Origin of the sequence: Streptomyces capitiformicae, assembly GCF_002214185.1 — a bacterium.
GTDB classification, from domain to species: domain Bacteria; phylum Actinomycetota; class Actinomycetes; order Streptomycetales; family Streptomycetaceae; genus Streptomyces; species Streptomyces capitiformicae.
The window spans coordinates 1,512,688-1,533,019 of record NZ_CP022161.1 but is presented as its reverse complement, the minus strand read 5'-3'; the positions used below and the strand labels follow the sequence as shown (position 1 = coordinate 1,533,019).

The following is a 20,332-nucleotide window of genomic DNA, read 5'->3' as shown; positions in this document are numbered from 1 at the left end:
GCCGTCACCCCGCTGCCGCGTGGCGTGACGTACGGCCCGTACGCCCAGTACGGCCCGTACGCCCAGTACGGGCCGAGTGAAGTGCCCCCGAAATACACAGAGTTGAGCCCGTGCATGGCTGTGGCATGTGTTCCCCCGATGCCGTGCCAGGACCGGTCCCCCCGCCCCTGTGCCGACGGCAACAGAGTGGCAGTGCGTCGGCCCTCAGGCGAGGGTTTTGGCGGGAACCGTCCGGTTGCTGGGGCGCGCGGCGTATTCGTGGGGGCGTGCGGGGGTATGTGATTCGCTCCGGAGGCGCCCGGGGGTCGTCGGGTGCCGGGGTGTCGTAGGGGGATGGGCCGCCTGACCCTTGACCCGACGGAAAGCGCTTGCCACACTCGCGGCCCGTCACAGGGATCGGCTGCCGTGGCACCGCGGTCGAATCGGGTTCGACGAGACATGGGCCGGCGGCTCACGGCGAACGAACGGCAGGCGAGCCGATCCCGCCCGCAATTCCGCCGCACCCCCGCCCGCAATTCCCCTGCCCCCCGCACCCCCACGCACCCACACACCCACGCCCCCACAGGAGAAACCGAGATGGGACGCAGAGCCGCAACTCACCTCCTCCAAGGCACCGTTGAGACTGCTCAGCCCACCACCCACCGCAGGCGAGCCCTGGTCACCGCAGCCTGCACCACCGCCCTGCTCACCGGCGCCGCCGTACTGACCGCCCCCGCGAGCGCGGCCCCGGAGCCGGCCGCGGCCCCGGAGTCGGCCGCGGCCCCGGAGCCGGCCGCGGCCCCGGAGTCGGCCGCGGCCCCGGAGTCGGCCGCGGCCCCCGGGCCGGCCGAGGTTTCCACCGCGTGCGGCGAGGGCTCGTACCAGGCGGAGGCCGTGCTGAACGGCAGTACCTGGACCGCCCGGCGCGGCAGCAGCGTCACGTACACCGGCACCGACATGCGCGCCGCGATCCAGGCCGCCGTCAACAGCCTGACGTCGGGCCGGACGTCGAAGGAACGCGTCGTGGTGCGCGGCTCGGGCTCCATCAGCGCCGGGTCCCGGGTCTCGCTGCCCAGCTACACCGTGCTCGACGTCTGCGGCACGATCAACGTCACCGGCACCGGATCGGGCGACCAGGCGCCGGTCTACTCCCGCGGCACCCGGGACATCGAGGTCCAGCACCTCAACCTCACCGGCACCCCGCTGTACGGGATCTTCCTGCGCAACGTCCAGAACGTCGTCCTCGGCCGGCTCGACATGCGCCTCTCGCGCGGCCTCGGCGTCCGCATCGACAACCGCGGCGACACCAGCCAGTGGACGCGGAACGTCAGGATCGACAGCGCGTACGTGTCGGGTGCGAGCAGCCACGCCGTCGAGACGTACGGCGTCGACGGCCTGATCGTAGGCACGGTGACCGCCCGCAACGTCGGCGAGTCCGGCCTGCTCCTCAACCAGACCATCAACGCCACCGTCACCAGGGTCGACGCCGACGGCGCGGGCACCGGCACCGGTTACGCGGCCTTCCGCATGGCCAACCGCAACGGCCGGGTCGGCAGTTCGTACCCGACCAACATCCGGGTCGGCGAGGTGATCGCGCGCGGCGGCGGACGCGGTGTCTTCTGTGTCTCCGAGAGCGGCGGCGCGGTCATCGACCGGATCAACCTCACCAACACCGGCAACAACGCGGTCCTGATCGAGAACTGCTACAACGTGAACCTCGCCGCCCAGAGCGGCACCGTCTCCGGCGGCGGCGAGATCCGCCTCGCGGCCCGTTCGGAGTTCCCCAACAACCGCGACATCACCGTCCAGAACCTGACGGTCACCAACTCCTCCATCAGGGAGAGCCCCTGCGGCGAGAACACCACCTTCCGCAACAACCGCCTGGTGAACAGCACCGAGACCATCTGCTGAGGGGGGCAATTGGCAGATCCGTCTCACCGAAACGCCGACTCCATCCCATCAAAGCGGTGCATGAGTGACATATCGCTGGGACGGATCTGCCAATCACTCACCATCACTGGCCCGTACCCAGTCGCGCGGGGCTTGTGATGTGGTTGTGGGGCCGTTGTTACACGCTGCTGGTTGCTTGAGGGCTTGCCCGAGGCGGACGACAGGCTCGGGCGAGAACCCGAGAGCACGTCAAGGAGCTCGAATGTCCTCAACGCTCGCACCTCCGGAACCGGTGCCCATTGGGGAGCAACGCACCGCTTTCCGGCCCCGTACCCGCCCCCGGCCCCGCGTGATCGCGTCGGTGGTCTCCACTGTGATGCTGGCGCTGTGCGCCACCTTGCTGGGGCCCCTCGGCGTGGTGGGGACCGCCCGTGCGGACGGCGACCCCTGCCCCGGAGGCGCCGCCTCGGGGTCCGGCGGAGAGTGGTGTTCCAGTCTGCGCAACCAGAATCTCAATGCGGAGCGGCAATTCCCCGCGAACCTGTATCGAGGGGATTCCCGCTCACCGGATGTGATTTTCCGGGACGGTTTCACGGCCCGGGGAAGCAACAACGACCTCGTCAACCATGTCACCGGTGACCGGTCGCTGACCAGCAACTACATCTCGACGTCGGGATCGCAGAGCGAAGCGGAGCGATTCGCCCGGAGCCAGGGGCAGAACAACCTGGCCACCGTGGCCATGGAGCCGCGCTGCACGAGGGGGCAGTTCCTGGCCCGCCTCTTCATCCCGGGGATCGGTCCTTTCCTGGCGTCGCAATGCCAGGCGGGACAGATAACCGCGCACACCTACGTCTATGTGATCGATCCGACGTGGGCGAGCAACGCGCTGAACGTGGTGGACCAGCTGGAGCGGGAACGTCCGGACCTGGCCAAGCGCTATGAGTCCCAGGACGAATGGGCCTACGTCCACCACATTCCGAACTACGCGATCGTCGGTGTGCGGGTCTATCGGATGACGGCGCACGAGAGCAATGGATTCCTCGATCTCCGTCGGCCCATCACCTTCGACTACGAGAGTTTCGTGGCCAATCCCCACCATGTGGCGGCACGCGTCGAATACGACCCCGCCAATGACGGGTACGCGCACTGGGGTTTCGACACGGACCTGATCTCGGACGACGCGAACGGCTACACCCGAGGTTGCAACCCGATCACCCAGTGCCGTGGCTGATGCCGGACTCCAGGTAGATGCCCTGCGCACTGTCTGACCGAACACCGAACACCGAACACACGTAGGCGCGCCCGGACCCCTGTCCCGGGCGCGCCCGCGTGCACTGCTCAGTACTTCGTCGGGAACAGCTGGATCTTGGCCTTGCCGCCCGAGACCGACTTCACCCAGATCTTCAGGTTGTTGAACTGGACGGTGCCGTTGCCGCTGCCGCTGGTGCTGGCCTCCGAGTAGCCACCGCTCCACCTGGCCCAGAACGTCACCCGGCTGGGGCTGACACCGGCGACCTTGAGCGTGCCGAAGCCGAACTTCTTGCTGCTGACCTTGATGGTCCTGCCCTTGCTCACGGTGGTCTTGCACCGGCCGTCGTAGCAGGGCCCGTTGGCGGCGTTCGCGCCCGGGGCCATCAGGCCGAGGCCCAGCGTTCCGGCCATGGTCAGCGTCAGGGCGGTGGTCGTGGTCCGCCGGAGCACACCCGTAGTCATCAGTTGGACCTCCAGTCCTCTGGGGGATTTCCCGCACGGCTTTTGTAGCCCGCCCCCTACGGGACCCCTCCCGAGGAAACCCCGACCCCCGCGCGCCGGCGGCCGTACCTCGCACGCACCCTCGGCGGCAGCTTGACGGGCTTGATGTTACCGGTAACACTTGCCTTCGCCGGTGTTACCGGTAACACCGGCGAAGGTCCCTGTCACGAAGAGGTGGAGTTCCGCGTGCCCGACCTACCGATCGCGCAACAGGTGCACCCTCCCCGACTCGCCCCGGACACACGGACGTTCAGCCCGGCCGCCGTGGTCGCCTCCTGTGTGGGCTTCGTGCTCATCGGTGTGCTCCAGGCGCTCTACGGCCCCGCGATCCCGGCGTTCCGCGAGGAGTTCGCGCTGTCGCCCTCGGCCGCCGGACTCGGGCTGAGCGCGCACTTCGTCGGCGGGGTCGCCGGGGTGCTGCTCTTCGACCGGCTCTACGGCCGCATCGGCAACCGGGCGATCCTCGGCACCTCGTATCTGCTGATGGCCCTCGGCGCGGCCGGCTTCGCGCTCGCGCCGAACTGGCCCGTCGGACTCGTCGCCGCCCTGCTCGCCGGACTCGGCTTCGGCGGCATCGACTACGGCCTCAACCAGCTCTTCGCCGTCGGCTTCGGCCACCGCTCGACCGCGATGCTGAACATCCTCAACGCGCACTTCGGCATCGGCGCGATCCTCGGCCCCGTCCTGATCGCCACGGTCGGCGCCGAGCACTACCCGGCGGTCTTCCTCGCCTTCGCCGCCGCCAACCTGCCGCTGCTGCTGTGCCTGCGCGGCGTACGCGACCGGGCACCCCTGGCCGTATCCGACACCTCCGGCGCCCGGAGCGGCGGGTCGTCGGCCCGCGGCCGCAGCCTGACCTCGGTGCTCGCCGTGTTCGTCACCCTCTATGTGCTGCACGTGGGCATCGAGGCCGGGGTCGGCGGCTGGGAGCCCACCCACCTGGAGACGGTCGGGTACGGTGCCGGGGCCGCCGCCACCGCCACGTCCGTGTACTGGCTGATGATGACCGTCGGCCGCTTCCTGGTCGCCCCCATCGCCCTGCGCCACTCGGCCCGGACGATCATCACCGTGTCCTGCGCGGGCATGACCGTCTGTCTGCTGCTCGCCTCGGTCCCCTGGCTCGCCCCGTACGCGTACGCCGGTGTCGGGCTCTTCATCGCCCCGATCTTCCCCACCGGCCTGCCCTGGCTGAACGCGGTCGCACCCCGGGCCCGCCGGGCCGGAGCGCTGGTCATCGCCGCGTCCATGGTCGGGGGAGTGGCCGCCGGCCCCGCGCTGGGCAAGGCCATCGAGTGGTCCGGCGTCCGCGCGGTGCCGCTGCTGCTGTGCGCGGTCTCGGCGCTGTGCCTGCTGGCCACGCTGTGGCTGATCCGGGCGACCCGCCCCAATGCCCCTTCCGCGCACCCCGTCGAGTGATCGTCCCCGCTCGTCCCCGCTCGTCCCCTCTCACCCCCCTCGCCCGTACGCCCGAACCGAAGGGAACCCCCCTTGCATACCCCCGCTCTCGCCACCGCCTCCGACGGTTTCCTGCTCCACGGTGAGCCCTTCCGGATCATCTCCGGTGCCATGCACTACTTCCGGATCCACCCGGACCTGTGGGCCGACCGGCTGCGCAAGGCCCGGCTGATGGGCCTGAACACCGTGGAGACGTACGTCCCCTGGAACCTCCACCAGCCCGACCCGGACAGCCCCCTCGTCCTCGACGGCCTGCTCGACCTGCCCCGCTATCTGAGCCTCGCCCGGGACGAGGGCCTCCACGTGCTGCTGCGCCCCGGCCCGTACATCTGCGCCGAGTGGGACGGCGGCGGACTGCCCTCCTGGCTCACCACGGACCCCGACATCCGGCTCCGCTCCAGCGACCCCCGCTTCACCGCCGCCCTCGACCGCTACCTCGACATCCTGCTGCCCCCGCTGCTGCCGCACATGGCCGCGAACGGAGGCTCGGTCATCGCCGTGCAGGTGGAGAACGAGTACGGGGCGTACGGCGACGACACCGCGTACCTCAAGCATGTGCACCAGGCGCTGCGTTCGCGTGGCGTCGAGGAGTTGCTGTTCACCTGTGACCAGGCGGGGTCGGGCCACCATCTGGCGGCCGGGAGCCTGCCCGGAGTCCTGTCCACCGCCACTTTCGGCGGCAGGATCGAGGAATCCCTGGCGGCGCTGCGGGCCCACCAGCCCGAAGGGCCGCTGATGTGCTCGGAGTTCTGGATCGGCTGGTTCGACCACTGGGGCGAGGAGCACCACGTACGGGACGCGGCGAACGCCGCCGCCGATCTCGACAGGTTGCTGGCCGCGGGCGCCTCCGTCAACATCTACATGTTCCACGGCGGCACCAACTTCGGCTTCACCAACGGCGCCAACCACGACCAGTGCTACGCGCCCATCGTCACCTCCTACGACTACGACGCCGCCCTCACCGAGTCCGGCGACCCCGGCCCGAAGTACCACGCCTTCCGCGAGGTGATCGCCCGCCACGCCCCCGTACCGGAGGAGCCGGTCCCGGCGCCCGCACCCAAACTGTCGGGAATCACGGTCGAGTTGACGCGCAGGGCACCCCTCCTGCCGTACGCCACGAGCACCGCCGAGCCGGTCGCACGCACCGAACACCCGGTCACCATGGAGGAGTTGGGGCAGCGCTCCGGATACGTCCTCTACCGCACCACCCTTCCCGAAGCGGGCGACGGTCTGCTGCACTTCGCCGGCGGTGTCGGCGACCGTGCCCAGGTCTTCGTGGACGGCGCCCCCGCCGGCGTACTGGAACGCGAACGCCACGACGAGACCCTGCCCCTGCGCGTCCCGCAGCCCGGCGCCACGCTGGAGGTGCTGGTCGAGAACATGGGCGGCGTCAACTACGGCCCCCGCATCGGCGCACCCAAGGGCCTGCTCGGCCCGGTCACCTTCAACGGCACCGCCCTGCACGGCTGGGACACCCACCGGCTGCCCCTGACCGACCTGTCCGCCGTCCCCTTCGCCCCGGCCGAGGCGACCCCGGTCACCGTGCCCGCCTTCCACCACGGCACCTTCGACGTCGACACCCCCGCCGACACCTTCCTCTCCCTGCCCGGCTGGACCAAGGGCCAGGCCTGGATCAACGGCTTCCACCTCGGCCGCTACTGGAACCGGGGCCCGCAGCGCACCCTGTACGTCCCCGCCCCCGTTCTGCGCCCCGGCGCCAACGAGCTGGTCCTGCTGGAGCTCAACGCCACGACCAACGCCCGCGCCGAGCTCACGGACACGCCGGACCTGGGCCCGGTGAAGCCCTGACGGCGTCCCCGTCCCCGCACCGCTTGCGCGTCCCGGAACCCGCCGCCCTACCACTGCCGTCCGCCGGGTCCACCGTGATGGTGTAGTTCCCGTGCGGGGCCCCGGACTCGCCGTCAGCAGAGAGGAACAGCCCGGCCGCGTCCCACCGCTTGCGCCAGTGCTCGGCCGTGAGCTGGACGTCGGCCAGGTTGTGCCGTGTCTTCGCCGGACGGCGGCCGCCCACCACTACGGACGGCCGTCCTTCGGCGATGTGCTGCTCGACCACGGCAAGACGGGCTTTGAGTGCTCGGAGGCGGCGATGCTTCGAAGCGTTCGCCCGGTCCTGGTAGCCGCGTACCCGGCCGGTGTGCTGCCCCGCACGGCACCGCGAGGCGACGGGCGGTCTCCTCGAGGGCGCGGCGCTCGGCCCGCCGGTCGTCCTTCATCGGTACCCGGCCGATCGCAACGCGCTCAGCGAGATCCACCCGCTGATGACAGCCGAGGAGGTCATTGCAAACTCAGCTGCCATCACCGACCATGCGTTCCCGGCACGCGTCATGCGTTCTCGGCGCGCGTCATGCGTTCCCGGCACGCGCGGGATCCTGGGAACCCGCCCCCGACCGGTCAAGTGATGCTCGCCGAGCCCTCCCGCGCGGCCCGGCCTATCCTGTGGCCCTGCCAGGTGGAACAGGACCGCCGGGACGATTCCGAAGGAAGCAGCAGCCATGCCCGGAAGTGCCACGAACGGCACCACGGCCGGACGTACCGGAGGAAGCAGGTCGACCACCGGCAGCCGCAGCCGCCGGAACTTCGCCGGCTCCCGCCCGGTGATGGACGACGTCGCCCGCCTGGCCGGGGTGTCCAAACAGACTGTCTCCCGCGTGCTCAACGACAACCCGGCGGTGCGGGCGGAGACCCGGGAGGCCGTGTTGGAGGCGATGCGGACGCTCGGCTACCGGCCGAGCAGGAGCGCGCGGTCGCTGGCCAGTGGGCGGACGCGGATGCTCGGGGTGATCTCCTTCGACGCGGCGCGTTACGGCCCCGCCTCCACCCTCACCGCGATCAACACGGCGGCCCAGGAGGCGGGCTACCTGGTGAGTTCCATCGCCCTCGACACGGCGGACCGGGACACGGTCGTCCAGGCCGTGGACCGGCTGTCGGCCGAGGGCGCGGACGGGATCATCGCCATCGCCCCCCAGCGCCCGGTCGCCACCGCACTTGCCCAGGCCCGCCCCGACACCCCACTGGTGATGCTGGACAACGGCCTGGGCGACGGCACGCCCGTCGTCTCCTCGGACTTCCGGGCGGGGGCGCGGCTGGCCACGGAGCATCTGCTGGGTCTCGGGCATCCCACCGTCCGGCACATCGCCGGTCCCAGCGGCTGGACCTCCGCCGACCGCCGCGCCGCGAGCTGGCGCGAGACTCTCACCGATGTCGGCGCGCCCGTCCACGACCCCCTAGTCGGCGACTGGAGCGCCGACTCCGGCTACGAACTGGGCCGGCGGCTCGCGGCCGACCCTGACGTCACCGCCGTCTTCGTCTCCAACGACCAGATGGCCCTCGGTCTGCTGCGGGCCCTGCACGAGGCCGGTCGCCGGGTGCCGGACGACGTCAGCGTGGTCGGCTACGACGACATCCCGGAGGCCGCGCACCTGCTGCCGCCGCTGACGACGATCCGGACCGACTTCTCCTCGATCGGCACGAGGTCGCTGCGCTTGCTTGTGGCGCAGTTGGACGACCCGGGGGATACGGGTGGCTCTCTGGAGAAGGAACCGGTCATCCCTGTTGAGCTGATCATTCGTGACAGTACAGGGCCGGCGCGGTAGTTCGTGCGCCGCCCGGGGTGCCGGGGTGGGTGCTTGGGCGTCTGCGGGTGTGTGGGCTTGTCGCGCCCACGCGGCGGAGCCGCACATCGACACAGCCTCGCGCCCCTTTCGGGGCGCGAGGAACGTTCTGAGTCACGGCTTCCTGGCGATCGCCCCGTACATCGCGATGTCCTCGTCGCGGATGTTCTGCTCGCCGGTGCCGTCCGGGTGCCACTTGTGGACCTGGACGATGCCGGGCTCGACGAGTTCGAGGCCCTCGAAGAACTCGTGGGCCTCGTCGATCGTGCGCAGCCGCATCGGCATGTCGCGGGCCGCGTACTCGCGGGCGACCCTGCCCACCTCCTCCGGCGCGAACTCGGCGGTGCCGATGGTCATCGCCAGATAGCTGCCGGAGGGGAGGGGTTCGAGGAGGCGGCGGACGATGCCGACCGCGTCGTCCTCGTCCAGGACGAAGTGGACGATCGCGATCACGGTCAGCGCGACAGGCTTGTCCAGGTCGAGCGTCTCCCGGAACTCGGCCGAGTTGAGGACGGCGTCCGGGTCCTGGAAGTCGGCCTCGATGTACGCCGTCTTCCCTTCGGGCGTGCTGGCCAGCAGGCCCTGGGAGAGGGTGAGGACGATCGGGTCGTTGTCCACGTAGACGACCCGGGACTCCGGCGCCACCGACTGGGCGATCTCGTGGAGGTTGGGGGAGGTCGGGATCCCGGTGCCGATGTCCAGGAACTGGCGCATCCCGCCCTTCTCGGCGAGCCAGCGCACGGCGCGGTTCATCCAGTCGCGGTTGGCGCGCATGTGGATCGGCAGGGCCGGCCACTCCTGCGCCATCGCGTCACCGGCCTCCTTGTCGGCCGGGTAGTAGTCCTTGCCGCCGAGGATGTAGTCGTAGATGCGCGCGGAGTGCGCGTGCTCGGTGTCGATCCGGTCGGCCGGCCATCCGTTGTTCGGCAAAGCCGCCCCTCCCATCAAGTCGTCTGTCCAGGTGCACGGTCGGATAAAGCCAGGGGTTCAGAAATCAGGCAGCAGAAAGTCGGCCTCGCCCGCCTTCACCCCCGCCAGGAAGCTCGTCATCTCGTACGGGGTGAAGACCAGCGCGGGGCCGTCGGGGTCGGTGGACTGCCGTACGGCGACGCGGCCGTCGGCGAGCTTCTTCACCTCCACGCAGGCACCGCCCGCGTCGTCGCTCCAGGGCCGCTGCCAGTCCTGCGTGCCGAGGTCGCGGGCCGGCATCCCGTTGCGGACGCCCTTGCGGATGTCGTTGCGGATGTCGTTGCGGAGGTCGTTCCGGGTGTCGTGGTGAACGCTGTTGTGGACGTTGTTGTGTACTCCGTCGGATATGCGGTGGTGCACGTCAGAGCTCCTTGCGTATCGCACCGAGGAGAACCTCGGTCTTGCGGGCGGGCGCCGACTGCGCGCCCAACCGGTCCAGGGCCTCGCGGTAGACGAGGACGTCGTCTCCCTTGTCGAGGTACACGGCACCCACCAGACCATTGAGGTAGACGATGTCCGGCAATTCGGGTGCCCTGAACCGGAAGAGATGGAACGCACCGGCCCGCATCGCCGGATGCGGGCCGTTGTGGAAGGGCATGAGCTGGACCGTCACATGCGGCAGCCGGTTCAGCTCGATCAGATGGTCGATCTGGGCGCGCATCACGTCCGGCCCGCCCACCGGCCACCTGAGCACAGTCTCGTCCATGACGACCCACAGCCGTGGCGGTTGCTCACGGGTGAGGAGTTCCTGGCGCCGCATGCGCAGCGCCACCCGGCGTTCGGTGTCCTCGGGCGCCGCGTGCGGGTTGCCGGCGCCCAGCAGGGCGCGCGCGTACTCCTCCGTCTGGAGCAGGCCGTGCACGAACTGCGCCTCGTACGCGCGGATCTGGAGCGCCGCCTGCTCCAGGCTGAGGTATGCGGCGAACCAGTCGGGCAGTACGTCGCGGTAGGTGTGCCACCAGCCACGTTTGTTGGCCTCGCGGACCGACTTGAGGAAGGTCTCGATCTCCTGCTGGTCACGGACGCCGTAGACCTGGAGCAGTTTCTCGACATCCGGCAGGCGGAGCCGGGCGACCTTGGCGGCCTCCATCCGGCGGATCGTGGAGTGGCTCACCCCGATCGCCTCGCCCGCCTGCTCGAAGGTGAGCCCGGCGCGAGTGCGCAGTTCCTCCAGCTGTTTGCCGAGGATCATGCGCAGCACGGAGGGGGCACCGCCCCAGTCGGTCTCCGCGGCCACGCCCACCTCCTCTTCTCGCACGAGCCAGAGGTCCTGCTGAACGTCCTCGTGCCGCTTTGCGCGCTTTCCTGCACGGCTTGCGCGTTGTTGAGCGAGTCGCTTCGAGATCGCAGTCTCGCACGATCTTGGCGAGAACGGAGGCATCCTGCGACCGACGAATTGCAATTTTCAACTTGCTGGTTGCGAGGTGTTGCTGGCGGATGCCACAGTGGGCGTACCGTCACGGCTTCGGTGAACGCTGGGGCTGCGCGGCCAGGTTGGGGGAGATGTGGCCGCAACTCAACGCTGTTCGCAGCGGGTTGCACGACACTCGCGGCGAATGGCGAGACGGCCGGGGCACCGGTACCTCCCGGTGCTAAGAGCCCACGAAAGGCATACGGCGATGGCTCCGCCCACCCTCCCCCAGTCGTCGGCCCGGCTGACGCCGGCCGTGTGTCCACCCCTTGCCCGAGTGGCGTACGAACCGCACAGAGCGGGCGTGTTCGGGCTGCCCGCGGTGCTCGCGTCGGCGGGCGAGGCGCGCAGAACCGTGCGCGAGTTGCTCGGCGAGTGGGAGGTGGGCGCGGAGACCCGTGAGGACGCCCTCCTGATCACGTCCGAGCTGGTCACCAACGCGCTGACGCACACGACGAGCGAATGGATCGTGTGCCGGCTGCACATGACAGGGCAGCGGCTCCGCATCGAGGTCGAGGACCAGCACAGCGGCCACGAACTGCCCGCCCGGCGCCGACCGGGACCCGACGACCAGAACGGGCGAGGGCTCATGCTGGTCGGCGTGCTCAGCAGCGACTGGGGGGTCAGAGACACCCCACAACGGTCCGGTCGCGTCGTCTGGGCAGAACTGCCGTCGGAGGGCGGGAACTCCGCCGAACCCGTCCCTCCGACGGCCCGAACCAACACCGCCGAGGCCCAACTCGCCGACCCTTCTTGGACGTGAACGCTCCGCCGACGAGTCGTGCGAAGGCCGCGGGACCGTCCGTGGCCGGTCACGTCCACGCGGTGGGACCGTGCACCTGACGTCGGAAGAGCGGCGCAGGCCGCCGTGGAGTCGGGACCCACCGCCGAGGTCTTCGCCGCCCTGAGCCATCCGGCGACCCGGGATGTGCCCGCGCACCCGGCGGGCCTGCCCGAGCCCGGAGCGTGCCGATGCGCGCCGGGGCGCACACCGTGGAGCGTGGTCGCACAGCCGTCGCCTCCCGTGCCCCAGGCCGCTCCCCGCCCATCCCCGCTCGGGGCCCCCGCTCAGCCGCCCCAGACGTACGCTGCCTCCGCCATGAACCCGCCGTGATCGGAGGCACGTTGCGTACCGAGTCCGAGATCGACGTGCTTGTGCTGGGCGGGGCCGGCGTCCACACCATCGTGTACCCACCGCACCGCTGCGGCCTCTACGGCGTGATCGCCGGCGCCTACGCCTGCACGGTGCCCTCGACCCGCACGGACTCCATCAGCCGCACCGAACTCCTGGCCCGGGCAGCCGAGCTGAGCCCCTGACCGGTCAGCCCGGGCGCAGGCCCGCCGCCACCAGGCGGGCCTCCATCTTCCGGCGGGCCGCCCCGAGCACCGCCAGCAGGACCTCCTTGCTGGACTTGCTCTCGCGTACGTCGCAGAGGATCACCGGCGCGGCGGGGCCCAGGTCGAGCGCCTGGCGGACCTGCTCGGCGTCGACGTCCCGGCGGCCGTCGAAGCAGTTGACGCCCACGGCGAACGGGATGCCGCGGGACTCGAAGAAGTCGATCGAGGCGAACGACGCGTCGAGCCGCCGGGTGTCGGCGAGGACGACCGCGCCCAGCGCACCGGTGGCCAGGCCGTCCCACATGAACCAGAAGCGCTCCTGGCCCGGCGTACCGAAGAGATACAGCACCAGTTCGGGGGAGATGGTGATGCGGCCGAAGTCCAGGGCGACCGTCGTCGAGGTCTTCCGCTCGACGCCCGTGAGGTCGTCCACGCCCTCACTCGCCACGGTGAGCTGTTCCTCGGTCCGCAGCGGTGACACCTCGCTCACCGAGTTCACCATGGTCGTCTTGCCGACGCCGAAGCCGCCCGCGATGAGGATCTTCAGGGCGGTGGGCACCACGGGACCGCCCGCCGCCGCGCCGCCGCGGGTCATGCGTCCTGCACGTAACCGGTCGGAGTCTCCGAACGGGGCGCGGCGCTCAGGTACTTGCCGACCTGCTTGACCAGCGTGCCCATCTCGAACGCCATCATGCCGACGTCCACCTCCTCCGAGGCGATCGCGGCCAGCCGCGCGCCCCGCCCGGCGGCGGTCACGAAGAGGAACGCCCGCTCCATCTGGATGACCGTCTGCTGGACCTCACCGCCGTGGAAGTGACGTGCCACGCCCCGGGCCAGGCTGTGCATGCCCGAGCCGACCGCGGACAGGTGCTCCGCGTCGTCGAACCGGATGTCCTTCGACTTGCCGATGAGAAGGCCGTCCCCGGAGAGCACGATGGCGCAGCGGATCTCGGGTATCCGCTCCACGAGTCCGTCCAGCAGCCAGTCCAGTTGGGGACCCGGGGGTACCTGCTCACTCATTCCTGAATGTTCCTCACAGTCGGTCGGCGCCAGGGGGACACGCCGAGGCTTCGGGGGCCGCGACGGCGGCCGTCAGTCGGCGCCGTCCGGCTCGGCGAGCCTGGCCCGCATCGATCCCCGCTGGATCGCCGTCATGGCACGGGCCAGGGCGTCCGGGGAGAGGGTGTCTTCGGCGTCGTCATCCTGGGGGCCGCCCGCCGACGCGTCACGGGCCGGAGGCGCGGACGGCGCCGCTCGGGGCCGGGGCCGCCGGGGGAGGCCCTGAGGGCCGCCCGGGGCGGCCGCCTGGTTCTTCGCGTCCTCGGCTGAGGTTCCGGCGCTCATCGATGACATGCCCGGCCGTCGCGGGTATCTGACATCTGATTCCTCGTACGACAGCGAAAGTCCGATGGAGACAAAGTCCGATGGAGACAAGGGGTGTTGCGCTCGGCCGGAGGGAACGGTATCAGGCGCCGAGCCTCGTCGTCAGTAGTCCCCTGAGTAGCCTCAAGCAGTCCCCTGAACCGCAACCCGGGCACGACTGTCGAACGGCCGTCAAGAGGTGACTTGTCGACAGAGAGATACGTCACTATCGACGGGACCAAGCCAGTTCCGACGCCCATCGACGTGGCCGAAAGTCGATATCGTCCTGCTCAAACCTCCGCGGACAGCCCGTCAGTCTGGTATTTGGCCCCAACTGGGGAGTGAGGAAGGTGACTTCGAGGGTGTGGTGCCTGGTGGTCAGGGCGCGTCCAGCTGGCGCTGCGTCAGTGGAAACGCTCAACTTCGGTTAGGGAAGTATCAAAATGTGGACATCGAATAGCCCGTCTCCCACAGTTTGGCGCATATTTCAACAGCCCATGTTTCAGCCAAACCATCTAAACGATCTTGGCGTAACAGGTTGATTTGTAGACCATGTTGCACGTCGGCCAGGTCCCCCCTTGGAACCACAGCCTGACGTACAGCCTCCGCGTCTCCCGGCGCGGGGAAGCACGGAGAAGGGCTTGGCGTGGAACACGTCTTCACCACTCAGGACCACGAGGATCTGCGGCAGCGCGTACGCGAGTTCGCCGAGCGCGTCGTGCGGCCACTGATACCGGAGATGGAGGCATCCCGTACCGCACTGGTCGGGCTGTCCCGATTGATCGCCGAGCAGGGTTGGATCGGCGCCACGATCGACCCGGTGTACGGCGGAATGGGCGCGGGCCATCTGGCCAAAACCATCATCATCGAGGAACTCGCACGCGTCAGTGGCGCGATGGGCGCGATGGTCCAGGCATCGCAGCTGGGCGTCGCCAAGATCGTTCACTTCGGGGACGAGACGCAGAAGCGGACCTGGCTCCCGAGGATCGCCAGGGGGGAGGTGCTGCCCACCATCGCCGTGACCGAGCCGGGGTCGGGGGGCCACGTGGCGGGCATGGAGAGCAACGCCGTACGGGACGGGGACGACTACATCCTCAACGGCCGCAAGGTCTTCGTCGGCAACAGCCATGTGGGAGACCTGCACGGGGTCGTGGTCCGTACCGGGCCGGGCTCCAAAGGCATGACGGCGTTCCTCGTCGAGGCGGACCGGCCCGGCTTCTCCCTCGCGAAGCAGGTGCCGTCCATGGGCCTGCACGGGTTCAGCTTCGGGGAGCTCATCTTCGACAACTGCCGGGTACCGGCCGCGAACCGGCTCGGTGAGGAGGGTGACGGACTGGCCGTCGCGTACTCCTCGTCGGTGCTCTACGGCCGCCTCAATCTCATGGCGGTGTCCCTGGGGATCCATCAGGCGGTGTACGAGGAGACGGCCCGGTACTGCCGGGAAGTGCACCGCTACGGCAAGCCGCTCGGCCACCTGCCCAACATCAAGATCGAGCTGGGCCGGATCCTGCAACGGCTCACCCTCGCGCGGCAGAGCGCCTATCTCGCCGCACACCTGCTGGACAACGGGCGTCCCTGCGACGTCGAGCTCATGGCGGCCAAACTCTTCAACGTCGAGTCGTCCATCGAGTCGGCCCAGGCGGCCATGAAGATGCACGCGGCCTGCGGCCTGCTCACCGACCGCCCGCTGGAGCGCTATCTGCGCGACGCCTTCCACATCTACGCACCCGCCGGCACCTCCGAGATCCAGGCCCTCAGGCTCGGCGAATTCGCCCTGGGCGAGAACCGGGGCCAGTGGTCCGAGCGCCTCGCCGACCTGGTCCGCACCCCGCAGCCCAACCCCCAGCAGACGGAACTCGACCCCGTGGGCGAGCTGGTCTAGGCCTCCCTCCGGCCTGAGGGGTGTGGTGAAAAGAGCCGAGCGACCCCGGCCGAGCAGCGCAATCTGCGGAAATGCCGAGCCACCGCGACCGAGCGGAGCGACGTCGAAAAGCAGAGAAACCGCGGACACAGCGTCGTGTCCGCGGCTTTCGTGAGTCGTTGCCTGGCGGTGGGCTTCCGGCGCTCGGCTTCCGGAGGCCGGCCCCCGTCGGCCCGGCCCCGCCGTGGGCCAAGCCCGGCCCCTTGTCGCCCCGGCGACCGAGTGATGGTGCCCGGTCGGGGTCCCCCGTCGGCCCGGCAACGGGGCGGGTGATACCCCGTCGGGCCCCCTCGCCCCGGCGACCGAGCGATGGCGACCGGCCAGGCTCAGTTGCCGGTTGCCAGGGACTGGATCTGTTCGGACATCTCCTGGGCCATGTGCTTGATGATCTCCAGCCGCTGCCGCCCCCACGTCCGGGAGTCGGTGTCCACCACGCAGATCGTGCCGAGGTTGATGCCCGCGAGCGGGTCGATCAGCGGCGCGCCCATGTAGGAGCGGATGCCGATCTCGTCCACGACCGCGTTGCCCGCGAACCGCGGGTAGTCGCAGACGTCGTCGAGCACCAGCGCCGTGGTCCGCTTGACGGTGTGCGGGCAGAACCCGTGGTCCAGGCCCATCTCCCGGCCCACGGAGGGCGCCGCGCTTTCGTGCATCGGCCGCTGGGCCACGTTCACCGGACCGGCCTCCGGCGTGTACAGCCCGGCGAAGAACTGCCGCCGGTCGTCGATGAAGTTGACCATCGCGTACGGCGCGTCGAGCTCCAGGGCCAGTCGGCGCGCGAACTCGTCGAACTCGATCCGGGGGGTGTCGCGGAGCCCGAGCTGGGCCAGCCGGGCGGCCCGTTGCGGAGCGGCGGGGTCCTCGGGGGTCAGTAGCAGACGGTCGAGCGGTGGCTCGTAGGTGGAGTAGGGGCCAGGGCTGTTCATGAGAACTCCGTTCGATGTCGGCTGGGTTGAGTATGGTTCAACGGAGCGCGGGCGGCTGGTGCATCGCCACACCGGGTGTCATGCCGAGCAGGTGCTGGACGAGTTCGACGAGCACACCCGTGCCGGAACTGCAGTGCCGGGCGTCGCAGAACACGATCGGCGCGTTGGACTTCAGGCCGATGGCGTCGCGGACCTCTTCGATCGAGTACTGGTACGCGCCGTCGAACTCGTTCACGCCCACGACGAACGGGATGCCGCGGACCTCGAAGAAGTCCACCGCCGGGAAGCAGGCGTCGAGGCGCCGGGTGTCGGCGAGGACCACCGCGCCCAGCGCACCGTCGGACAGTTCGTCCCACATGAACCAGAACCGTTCCTGCCCCGGCGTGCCGAACAGGTAGAGGACATGGTTCGAGTCGAGGGTGATACGGCCGAAGTCCATGGCCACGGTGGTGGTGGACTTGTCCTCCACCCCGTCCAGGCTGTCCGTGCGCACACTGGCCGTGGTGATGACTTCCTCGGTGCTCAGGGGCGCGATCTCGCTGACCGCCCCCACGAAGGTGGTCTTGCCCACCCCGAATCCTCCGGCTACGAGGATCTTCAGCGCGGTCGGGAAGGGGTCAGAGCCGTGCGCGTAGGCCATCAAGCACCGCCTCCAAAACTTCTCGGTTGGCGGCGGAGGCCGCCTCAACGGCACGGGGCGCCCGTGCGGTGAGCGCCTCGTGCTGCACAAGGTCGGACAGTAGGACTTTGGTGACGGCGATCGGCAGGTTCATCCGGGCCGCCACCTCGACCACCGGCACCGGCCGGACGCACAGCCCGAGCACCATGTCGTGGTCGGGGCCGAGGTCGGTGGTCGGCTGGATGCCGGTGGCCATCACCAGGCTGAGTAGATCGAGAGGCGTCGAGGGTCGAGTGCGCCCGTTGCTGACGGTGAAGGGCCGGACTAAACGTCCGGCCTCCTCGTCCAGGAACAGCTCGTCCGTCATCGCGTCACATCCCCGCGCTGGAAGGCGCGGTGGTAGGACGGCGGGCCGGGGTGGCGAGGAACGGCTGTACGGCCCGGATCAGCATGCCCATCTCGTAGCCGAGGGTCTCGGTGTGCGTCGAGGCGTCGGCGGTGACCGCGAGCACGGCGCCGTGGCCGGCGGAGGCCACGATGAGGATGCCGTTGTGCAGTTCCACGATGACCTGACGGACCGTTCCGCCGTTGCCCAGAACCCTGTCGTGACCGAAGGAACGGCCCAGGGAGTTGAGCCCGGAGGCTATCGCCGCGAGCCGGTCGGCGTCGTCGGCGCCCAGGTCCACATGCGCCTTGCTCAACCCGTCGGAGGACAGCAACAGCACCTGCCGGGTGCCGGGCACGGTCTTCTTGAGGTTCTCCAGGAGCCAGTCGACGTTCTGACCGGTGGGGTGGCTATCGCTCACCATGGTGGGGTTCTTCTCCTTGCGGTTGAGACGAGGCCCAGCGCGAGTCGTCGACGGGGATCACGTCGGATGTCGCGCCGGCGAGACCGAAGCCTCGGTTGATTCCGGCCAGGAGGCCGGGGCTGAAGTTCAAGTCCTGTTCGTTGGTCTCGGGACGCGCGACGGGCCCGTGGCGGAGCTCGGGGGCCAGGTGCTCCATCGCACGACGCTTCGGCAGCACCGGCCTGGCGGACGATCCGGGCCCCTGCGGGGCGGCGGGGCGCTCATAGTCGGCGGGGCGGTACTCGGACCGGACGTCGGCGACCGGCTGCGCCATGTCGTGCCGGACGGGGGCGGCCAGGGAGGGCGAAGCCATCGGTGCCGGCCGCTGCGGTGCGGGGGCAGGGGAACCCCCGTACGACGCCACTGCGGCCGGGGGCCCCGGGTACGACCCTTCGTGAGCCGGGGAACCGGTGTAGGACGACGCCACGGCGATCGGCGGACCCGACTGCGGCGAGCCCTCCCACGAGGGTGCGGTCGGCTGCGCGGACGCCTGTGCCGGGCGGGGTGCGGCGGGCCGTGCCCGCTCCGGTGCCTGTGCCGGTGCCTGTGCCTGCCCCTCCTCGTCGCCGAGCAGGCCCTGCGGGAGCACCAGGACGGCCTGGACACCGCCGTAGATGTTGCCCTGCAGCTGGACCGCGATGCCGTGCCTGCGGGCCAGGGAGGAGACCACGAACAGACCGATCCGGCCGTCGGCGAGCAGCTTGGCGATGTCGATGCGGACCGGGTCGGCGAGCAGCGCGTTGATCCGGTCCTGGTCCTCCTGGGGGATGCCGAGCCCGCGGTCCTCGACCTCGATGGCGATGCCGGCGGTCACCCGGCGGGAGCGCAGGAGGATCTGGGTGTCGGGGTGGGAGAACATCGTGGCGTTCTCGACCAGCTCGGCCAGCAGGTGGATGACGTCGGCGACCGCGTGCCCGCGCAGCGTGCCCTCGATCGGCGGCACGAGCTTCACCCGGGAGTACTGCTCGACCTCGGCGATGGAGGACCGCAGCACCTCGGTCAGCGTCACCGGGTTGGTCCACTGGCGGCGGGAGACCGCGCCGCCGAGCACCGCGAGGTTCTCCGCGTGCCGCCGGATACGCGTGGCCAGGTGGTCGATGCCGAAGATGCGCCGGAGCAGGTCCGGGTCCTCGACCTGGTTCTCCAGGTCGTCGAGCTCCCGGATCGTGCGGTGGACGAGGGACTGCAGCCGGCGGGCCAGATTGACGAAGACCTCGACCTTGTCGCTGTTGTCGTCGGAGGCCGCCTGGAAGTAGCTCGCCGCCCAGACGAGGGCCTCCCGGGCCCGGTGCTGGGCCGACGCGAGCTCGTACTCCAGCTGCTGGTGGGCGTCCTCGGCGCGCGGTGCCTGGTACGCGAAACCCCGCGACGCGAGCTGCTCGCCCCGCTTGAGCCGGGTCAGGTCCTCGTCCAGCGCCCAGCTGCCGTTCGTGAGTGCCTGCCGCAGCGACTCGACGTGCCGTTCCTCGGTACGGGCCCGGTTCTTGGCCGCGAGTACGGCGCCGGCGAGGCAGCCGCAGCCGAGGACCGCGCCACCGGCGAGGACGCCCCAGGTGGCGGCGTCGGCGGTGCCCTCCTGCAGCCGCAGGACGGTGCCGGTGACGGCAGTGGATATTCCGGCCATGATCGCGGTCGGGAGGACGGCGAGGCGCGTCAGCTTCGGGCGTATCGCAGAGGTGTCCCCAGGAACCGAGGCCCCGGTCTTGCCGTGCCGGTGGCGAGGCGGAGGCGTCGTCGTGTCCGGCCGACCGTGATCCGGGGATGTTGCGAAGGGTGGGGGTTCAGGCATCGGAGTCCTCTCGATCAGCCAGTACGCGACAGAGTAGCGAAGAACGTCAACTATCTGACCAGCAGACCTAGTCGCTCAGGGAAGGGCATTCACCTAAGGTGCCGTCAATCGCGGCAAGGGGCTGCGACGCATTTCTACCGTCTGTCACCGGGGTGGCGCCGCAACAGTTCTTCACACCTCAGCCAGGGTGTGGGGCCGGTTGTGAAAGCAGGGGCCGCGTGCGGGGACGACCTGCGCGGGGCCGCCACCCGGCGGCCCGCTCGTTACCGATCGCCAACCGGGTCGATGCGCGGCGGAATTGACCAGAAGGCGACCCTGGTCACACAGGATGTTCACAGCTAATCCCAGTAATATTCACGCCATGAAGTCGCGAAACGCGCGGTGCGCCGCCTTGCGGCGGGCTCCCGCCCGAGTTGGGCCGGGGAGGCGGACCAGGGTCGA

General features: G+C 69.9%; 20 protein-coding genes and 1 pseudogene. 8 read left to right on the top strand and 13 right to left on the bottom strand.

The features are described 5' to 3' along the window. Nucleotides 1-576 precede the first annotated feature (576 nt). Both CES90_RS06840 and CES90_RS06835 read left to right on the top strand, forming a co-directional pair. Entirely contained in the window at nucleotides 577-1,890 is a 1,314-nt protein-coding gene (locus CES90_RS06840) for a hypothetical protein (RefSeq protein WP_229913530.1), read from the top strand. A gap of 241 nt (nucleotides 1,891-2,131) precedes the next feature. Next, nucleotides 2,132-3,100, top strand: coding sequence for a hypothetical protein (locus tag CES90_RS06835; protein WP_189780457.1), 969 nt, complete (start codon nucleotides 2,132-2,134; stop codon nucleotides 3,098-3,100). A 107-nt stretch (nucleotides 3,101-3,207) separates the two neighbouring features. Here CES90_RS06835 and CES90_RS06830 read toward each other — a convergent pair whose 3' ends face one another. Then, on the bottom strand, nucleotides 3,208-3,582 hold the full coding sequence (locus tag CES90_RS06830) for a hypothetical protein (protein WP_189780456.1): 375 nt from the start codon (nucleotides 3,580-3,582) through the stop codon (nucleotides 3,208-3,210). A gap of 225 nt (nucleotides 3,583-3,807) precedes the next feature. Here CES90_RS06830 and CES90_RS06825 point away from each other — a divergent pair, with 225 nt between their 5' ends. Next, complete coding sequence (locus CES90_RS06825; protein WP_373313240.1) at nucleotides 3,808-5,037, top strand: MFS transporter; 1,230 nt, start codon at nucleotides 3,808-3,810, stop codon at nucleotides 5,035-5,037. A 72-nt stretch (nucleotides 5,038-5,109) separates the two neighbouring features. Beyond that, complete coding sequence (locus CES90_RS06820; protein WP_189780455.1) at nucleotides 5,110-6,885, top strand: glycoside hydrolase family 35 protein; 1,776 nt, start codon at nucleotides 5,110-5,112, stop codon at nucleotides 6,883-6,885. Here CES90_RS06820 and CES90_RS06815 read toward each other — a convergent pair. Further along, nucleotides 6,848-7,150, bottom strand: coding sequence for a hypothetical protein (locus CES90_RS06815; RefSeq protein ID WP_189780454.1), 303 nt, complete (start codon nucleotides 7,148-7,150; stop codon nucleotides 6,848-6,850). The two genes, CES90_RS06820 and CES90_RS06815, sit on opposite strands and share 38 nt — an antisense overlap. A 439-nt stretch (nucleotides 7,151-7,589) precedes the next feature. On the opposite strand from CES90_RS06815, the gene CES90_RS06810 reads away from it, so the two are divergent. Beyond that, nucleotides 7,590-8,690, top strand: a complete 1,101-nt coding sequence (locus tag CES90_RS06810; protein ID WP_373313239.1) for a LacI family DNA-binding transcriptional regulator — start codon at nucleotides 7,590-7,592, stop codon at nucleotides 8,688-8,690. Between the two features lie 132 nt (nucleotides 8,691-8,822). Here CES90_RS06810 and CES90_RS06805 read toward each other — a convergent pair whose 3' ends face one another. The 3 genes from CES90_RS06805 to CES90_RS06795 are packed head-to-tail and all read right to left on the bottom strand — an operon-like array spanning nucleotide 8,823 to nucleotide 10,914. Beyond that, on the bottom strand, nucleotides 8,823-9,638 hold the full coding sequence (locus CES90_RS06805) for an SAM-dependent methyltransferase (protein WP_189780453.1): 816 nt from the start codon (nucleotides 9,636-9,638) through the stop codon (nucleotides 8,823-8,825). A 57-nt stretch (nucleotides 9,639-9,695) separates the two neighbouring features. Beyond that, nucleotides 9,696-10,037: a DUF397 domain-containing protein gene (locus CES90_RS51905; protein WP_373313238.1), complete on the bottom strand. Its 342-nt coding sequence runs from the start codon at nucleotides 10,035-10,037 to the stop codon at nucleotides 9,696-9,698. A gap of 1 nt (nucleotide 10,038) precedes the next feature. After that, a complete protein-coding gene (locus CES90_RS06795; RefSeq protein WP_189780452.1) occupies nucleotides 10,039-10,914 on the bottom strand; it encodes a helix-turn-helix domain-containing protein in 876 nt (291 codons plus the stop codon). 382 nt (nucleotides 10,915-11,296) lie between these two features. On the opposite strand from CES90_RS06795, the gene CES90_RS06790 reads away from it, so the two are divergent. Together CES90_RS06790 and CES90_RS06785 are read left to right on the top strand one after the other, a co-directional pair. Then, the gene (locus CES90_RS06790; RefSeq protein WP_189780451.1) at nucleotides 11,297-11,851 is read left to right on the top strand and encodes an ATP-binding protein; all 555 of its coding nucleotides are present in this window, start codon (nucleotides 11,297-11,299) and stop codon (nucleotides 11,849-11,851) included. A gap of 428 nt (nucleotides 11,852-12,279) precedes the next feature. Further along, nucleotides 12,280-12,405: pseudogene (locus CES90_RS06785) on the top strand (adenosine kinase); the annotation flags it as partial. Nucleotides 12,406-12,409: 4 nt separating this feature from the next. On the opposite strand, the gene CES90_RS06780 reads toward CES90_RS06785, so the two are convergent. The 3 genes from CES90_RS06780 to CES90_RS06770 form a co-directional block, all read right to left on the bottom strand. Next, entirely contained in the window at nucleotides 12,410-13,021 is a 612-nt protein-coding gene (locus tag CES90_RS06780; RefSeq protein ID WP_189780450.1) for a GTP-binding protein, read from the bottom strand. Continuing rightward, on the bottom strand, nucleotides 13,018-13,446 hold the full coding sequence (locus CES90_RS06775; RefSeq protein WP_189780449.1) for a roadblock/LC7 domain-containing protein: 429 nt from the start codon (nucleotides 13,444-13,446) through the stop codon (nucleotides 13,018-13,020). The genes CES90_RS06780 and CES90_RS06775 overlap by 4 nt, the downstream gene beginning before the upstream one ends. A 72-nt stretch (nucleotides 13,447-13,518) precedes the next feature. Beyond that, nucleotides 13,519-13,770, bottom strand: coding sequence for a hypothetical protein (locus CES90_RS06770; protein WP_229913529.1), 252 nt, complete (start codon nucleotides 13,768-13,770; stop codon nucleotides 13,519-13,521). A gap of 664 nt (nucleotides 13,771-14,434) precedes the next feature. On the opposite strand from CES90_RS06770, the gene CES90_RS06765 reads away from it, so the two are divergent. Further along, nucleotides 14,435-15,670: an acyl-CoA dehydrogenase family protein gene (locus CES90_RS06765; RefSeq protein WP_189780447.1), complete on the top strand. Its 1,236-nt coding sequence runs from the start codon at nucleotides 14,435-14,437 to the stop codon at nucleotides 15,668-15,670. Between the two features lie 365 nt (nucleotides 15,671-16,035). On the opposite strand, the gene CES90_RS06760 is transcribed toward CES90_RS06765, so the two are convergent. From CES90_RS06760 to CES90_RS06740, 5 genes are read right to left on the bottom strand one after another with little or no spacing between them, the layout of a single operon-like run. Beyond that, entirely contained in the window at nucleotides 16,036-16,635 is a 600-nt protein-coding gene (locus CES90_RS06760) for a GAF domain-containing protein (RefSeq protein ID WP_189780446.1), read from the bottom strand. A 37-nt stretch (nucleotides 16,636-16,672) separates the two neighbouring features. Next, nucleotides 16,673-17,275: a GTP-binding protein gene (locus CES90_RS06755; protein WP_189780445.1), complete on the bottom strand. Its 603-nt coding sequence runs from the start codon at nucleotides 17,273-17,275 to the stop codon at nucleotides 16,673-16,675. After that, nucleotides 17,253-17,621: a DUF742 domain-containing protein gene (locus CES90_RS06750; RefSeq protein ID WP_189780444.1), complete on the bottom strand. Its 369-nt coding sequence runs from the start codon at nucleotides 17,619-17,621 to the stop codon at nucleotides 17,253-17,255. The genes CES90_RS06755 and CES90_RS06750 overlap by 23 nt, the downstream gene beginning before the upstream one ends. A 4-nt stretch (nucleotides 17,622-17,625) precedes the next feature. Then, nucleotides 17,626-18,063, bottom strand: coding sequence for a roadblock/LC7 domain-containing protein (locus CES90_RS06745; protein ID WP_189780443.1), 438 nt, complete (start codon nucleotides 18,061-18,063; stop codon nucleotides 17,626-17,628). Then, complete coding sequence (locus tag CES90_RS06740) at nucleotides 18,050-19,891, bottom strand: sensor histidine kinase (protein ID WP_189780442.1); 1,842 nt, start codon at nucleotides 19,889-19,891, stop codon at nucleotides 18,050-18,052. Before CES90_RS06740 ends, CES90_RS06745 begins: the two co-directional genes overlap by 14 nt. Nucleotides 19,892-20,332: the final 441 nt, after the last annotated feature.

What these genes read in the sequence shown, in the direction of transcription:
- CES90_RS06775 (WP_189780449.1), bottom strand. Translation starts at nt 13,446, where the DNA reads ATGAGTGAGCAGGTACCCCCGGGTCCCCAACTGGACTGGCTGCTGGAC.
- CES90_RS06760 (WP_189780446.1), bottom strand. Translation starts at nt 16,635, where the DNA reads ATGAACAGCCCTGGCCCCTACTCCACCTACGAGCCACCGCTCGACCGT.
- CES90_RS06745 (WP_189780443.1), bottom strand. Translation starts at nt 18,063, where the DNA reads ATGGTGAGCGATAGCCACCCCACCGGTCAGAACGTCGACTGGCTCCTG.
- CES90_RS06830 (WP_189780456.1), bottom strand. Translation starts at nt 3,582, where the DNA reads ATGACTACGGGTGTGCTCCGGCGGACCACGACCACCGCCCTGACGCTG.
- CES90_RS06790 (WP_189780451.1), top strand. Translation starts at nt 11,297, where the DNA reads ATGGCTCCGCCCACCCTCCCCCAGTCGTCGGCCCGGCTGACGCCGGCC.
- CES90_RS06810 (WP_373313239.1), top strand. Translation starts at nt 7,590, where the DNA reads ATGCCCGGAAGTGCCACGAACGGCACCACGGCCGGACGTACCGGAGGA.
- CES90_RS06780 (WP_189780450.1), bottom strand. Translation starts at nt 13,021, where the DNA reads ATGACCCGCGGCGGCGCGGCGGCGGGCGGTCCCGTGGTGCCCACCGCC.
- CES90_RS06835 (WP_189780457.1), top strand. Translation starts at nt 2,132, where the DNA reads ATGTCCTCAACGCTCGCACCTCCGGAACCGGTGCCCATTGGGGAGCAA.
- CES90_RS06755 (WP_189780445.1), bottom strand. Translation starts at nt 17,275, where the DNA reads ATGGCCTACGCGCACGGCTCTGACCCCTTCCCGACCGCGCTGAAGATC.
- CES90_RS06770 (WP_229913529.1), bottom strand. Translation starts at nt 13,770, where the DNA reads ATGAGCGCCGGAACCTCAGCCGAGGACGCGAAGAACCAGGCGGCCGCC.
- CES90_RS06740 (WP_189780442.1), bottom strand. Translation starts at nt 19,891, where the DNA reads ATGCCTGAACCCCCACCCTTCGCAACATCCCCGGATCACGGTCGGCCG.
- CES90_RS06840 (WP_229913530.1), top strand. Translation starts at nt 577, where the DNA reads ATGGGACGCAGAGCCGCAACTCACCTCCTCCAAGGCACCGTTGAGACT.
- CES90_RS06750 (WP_189780444.1), bottom strand. Translation starts at nt 17,621, where the DNA reads ATGACGGACGAGCTGTTCCTGGACGAGGAGGCCGGACGTTTAGTCCGG.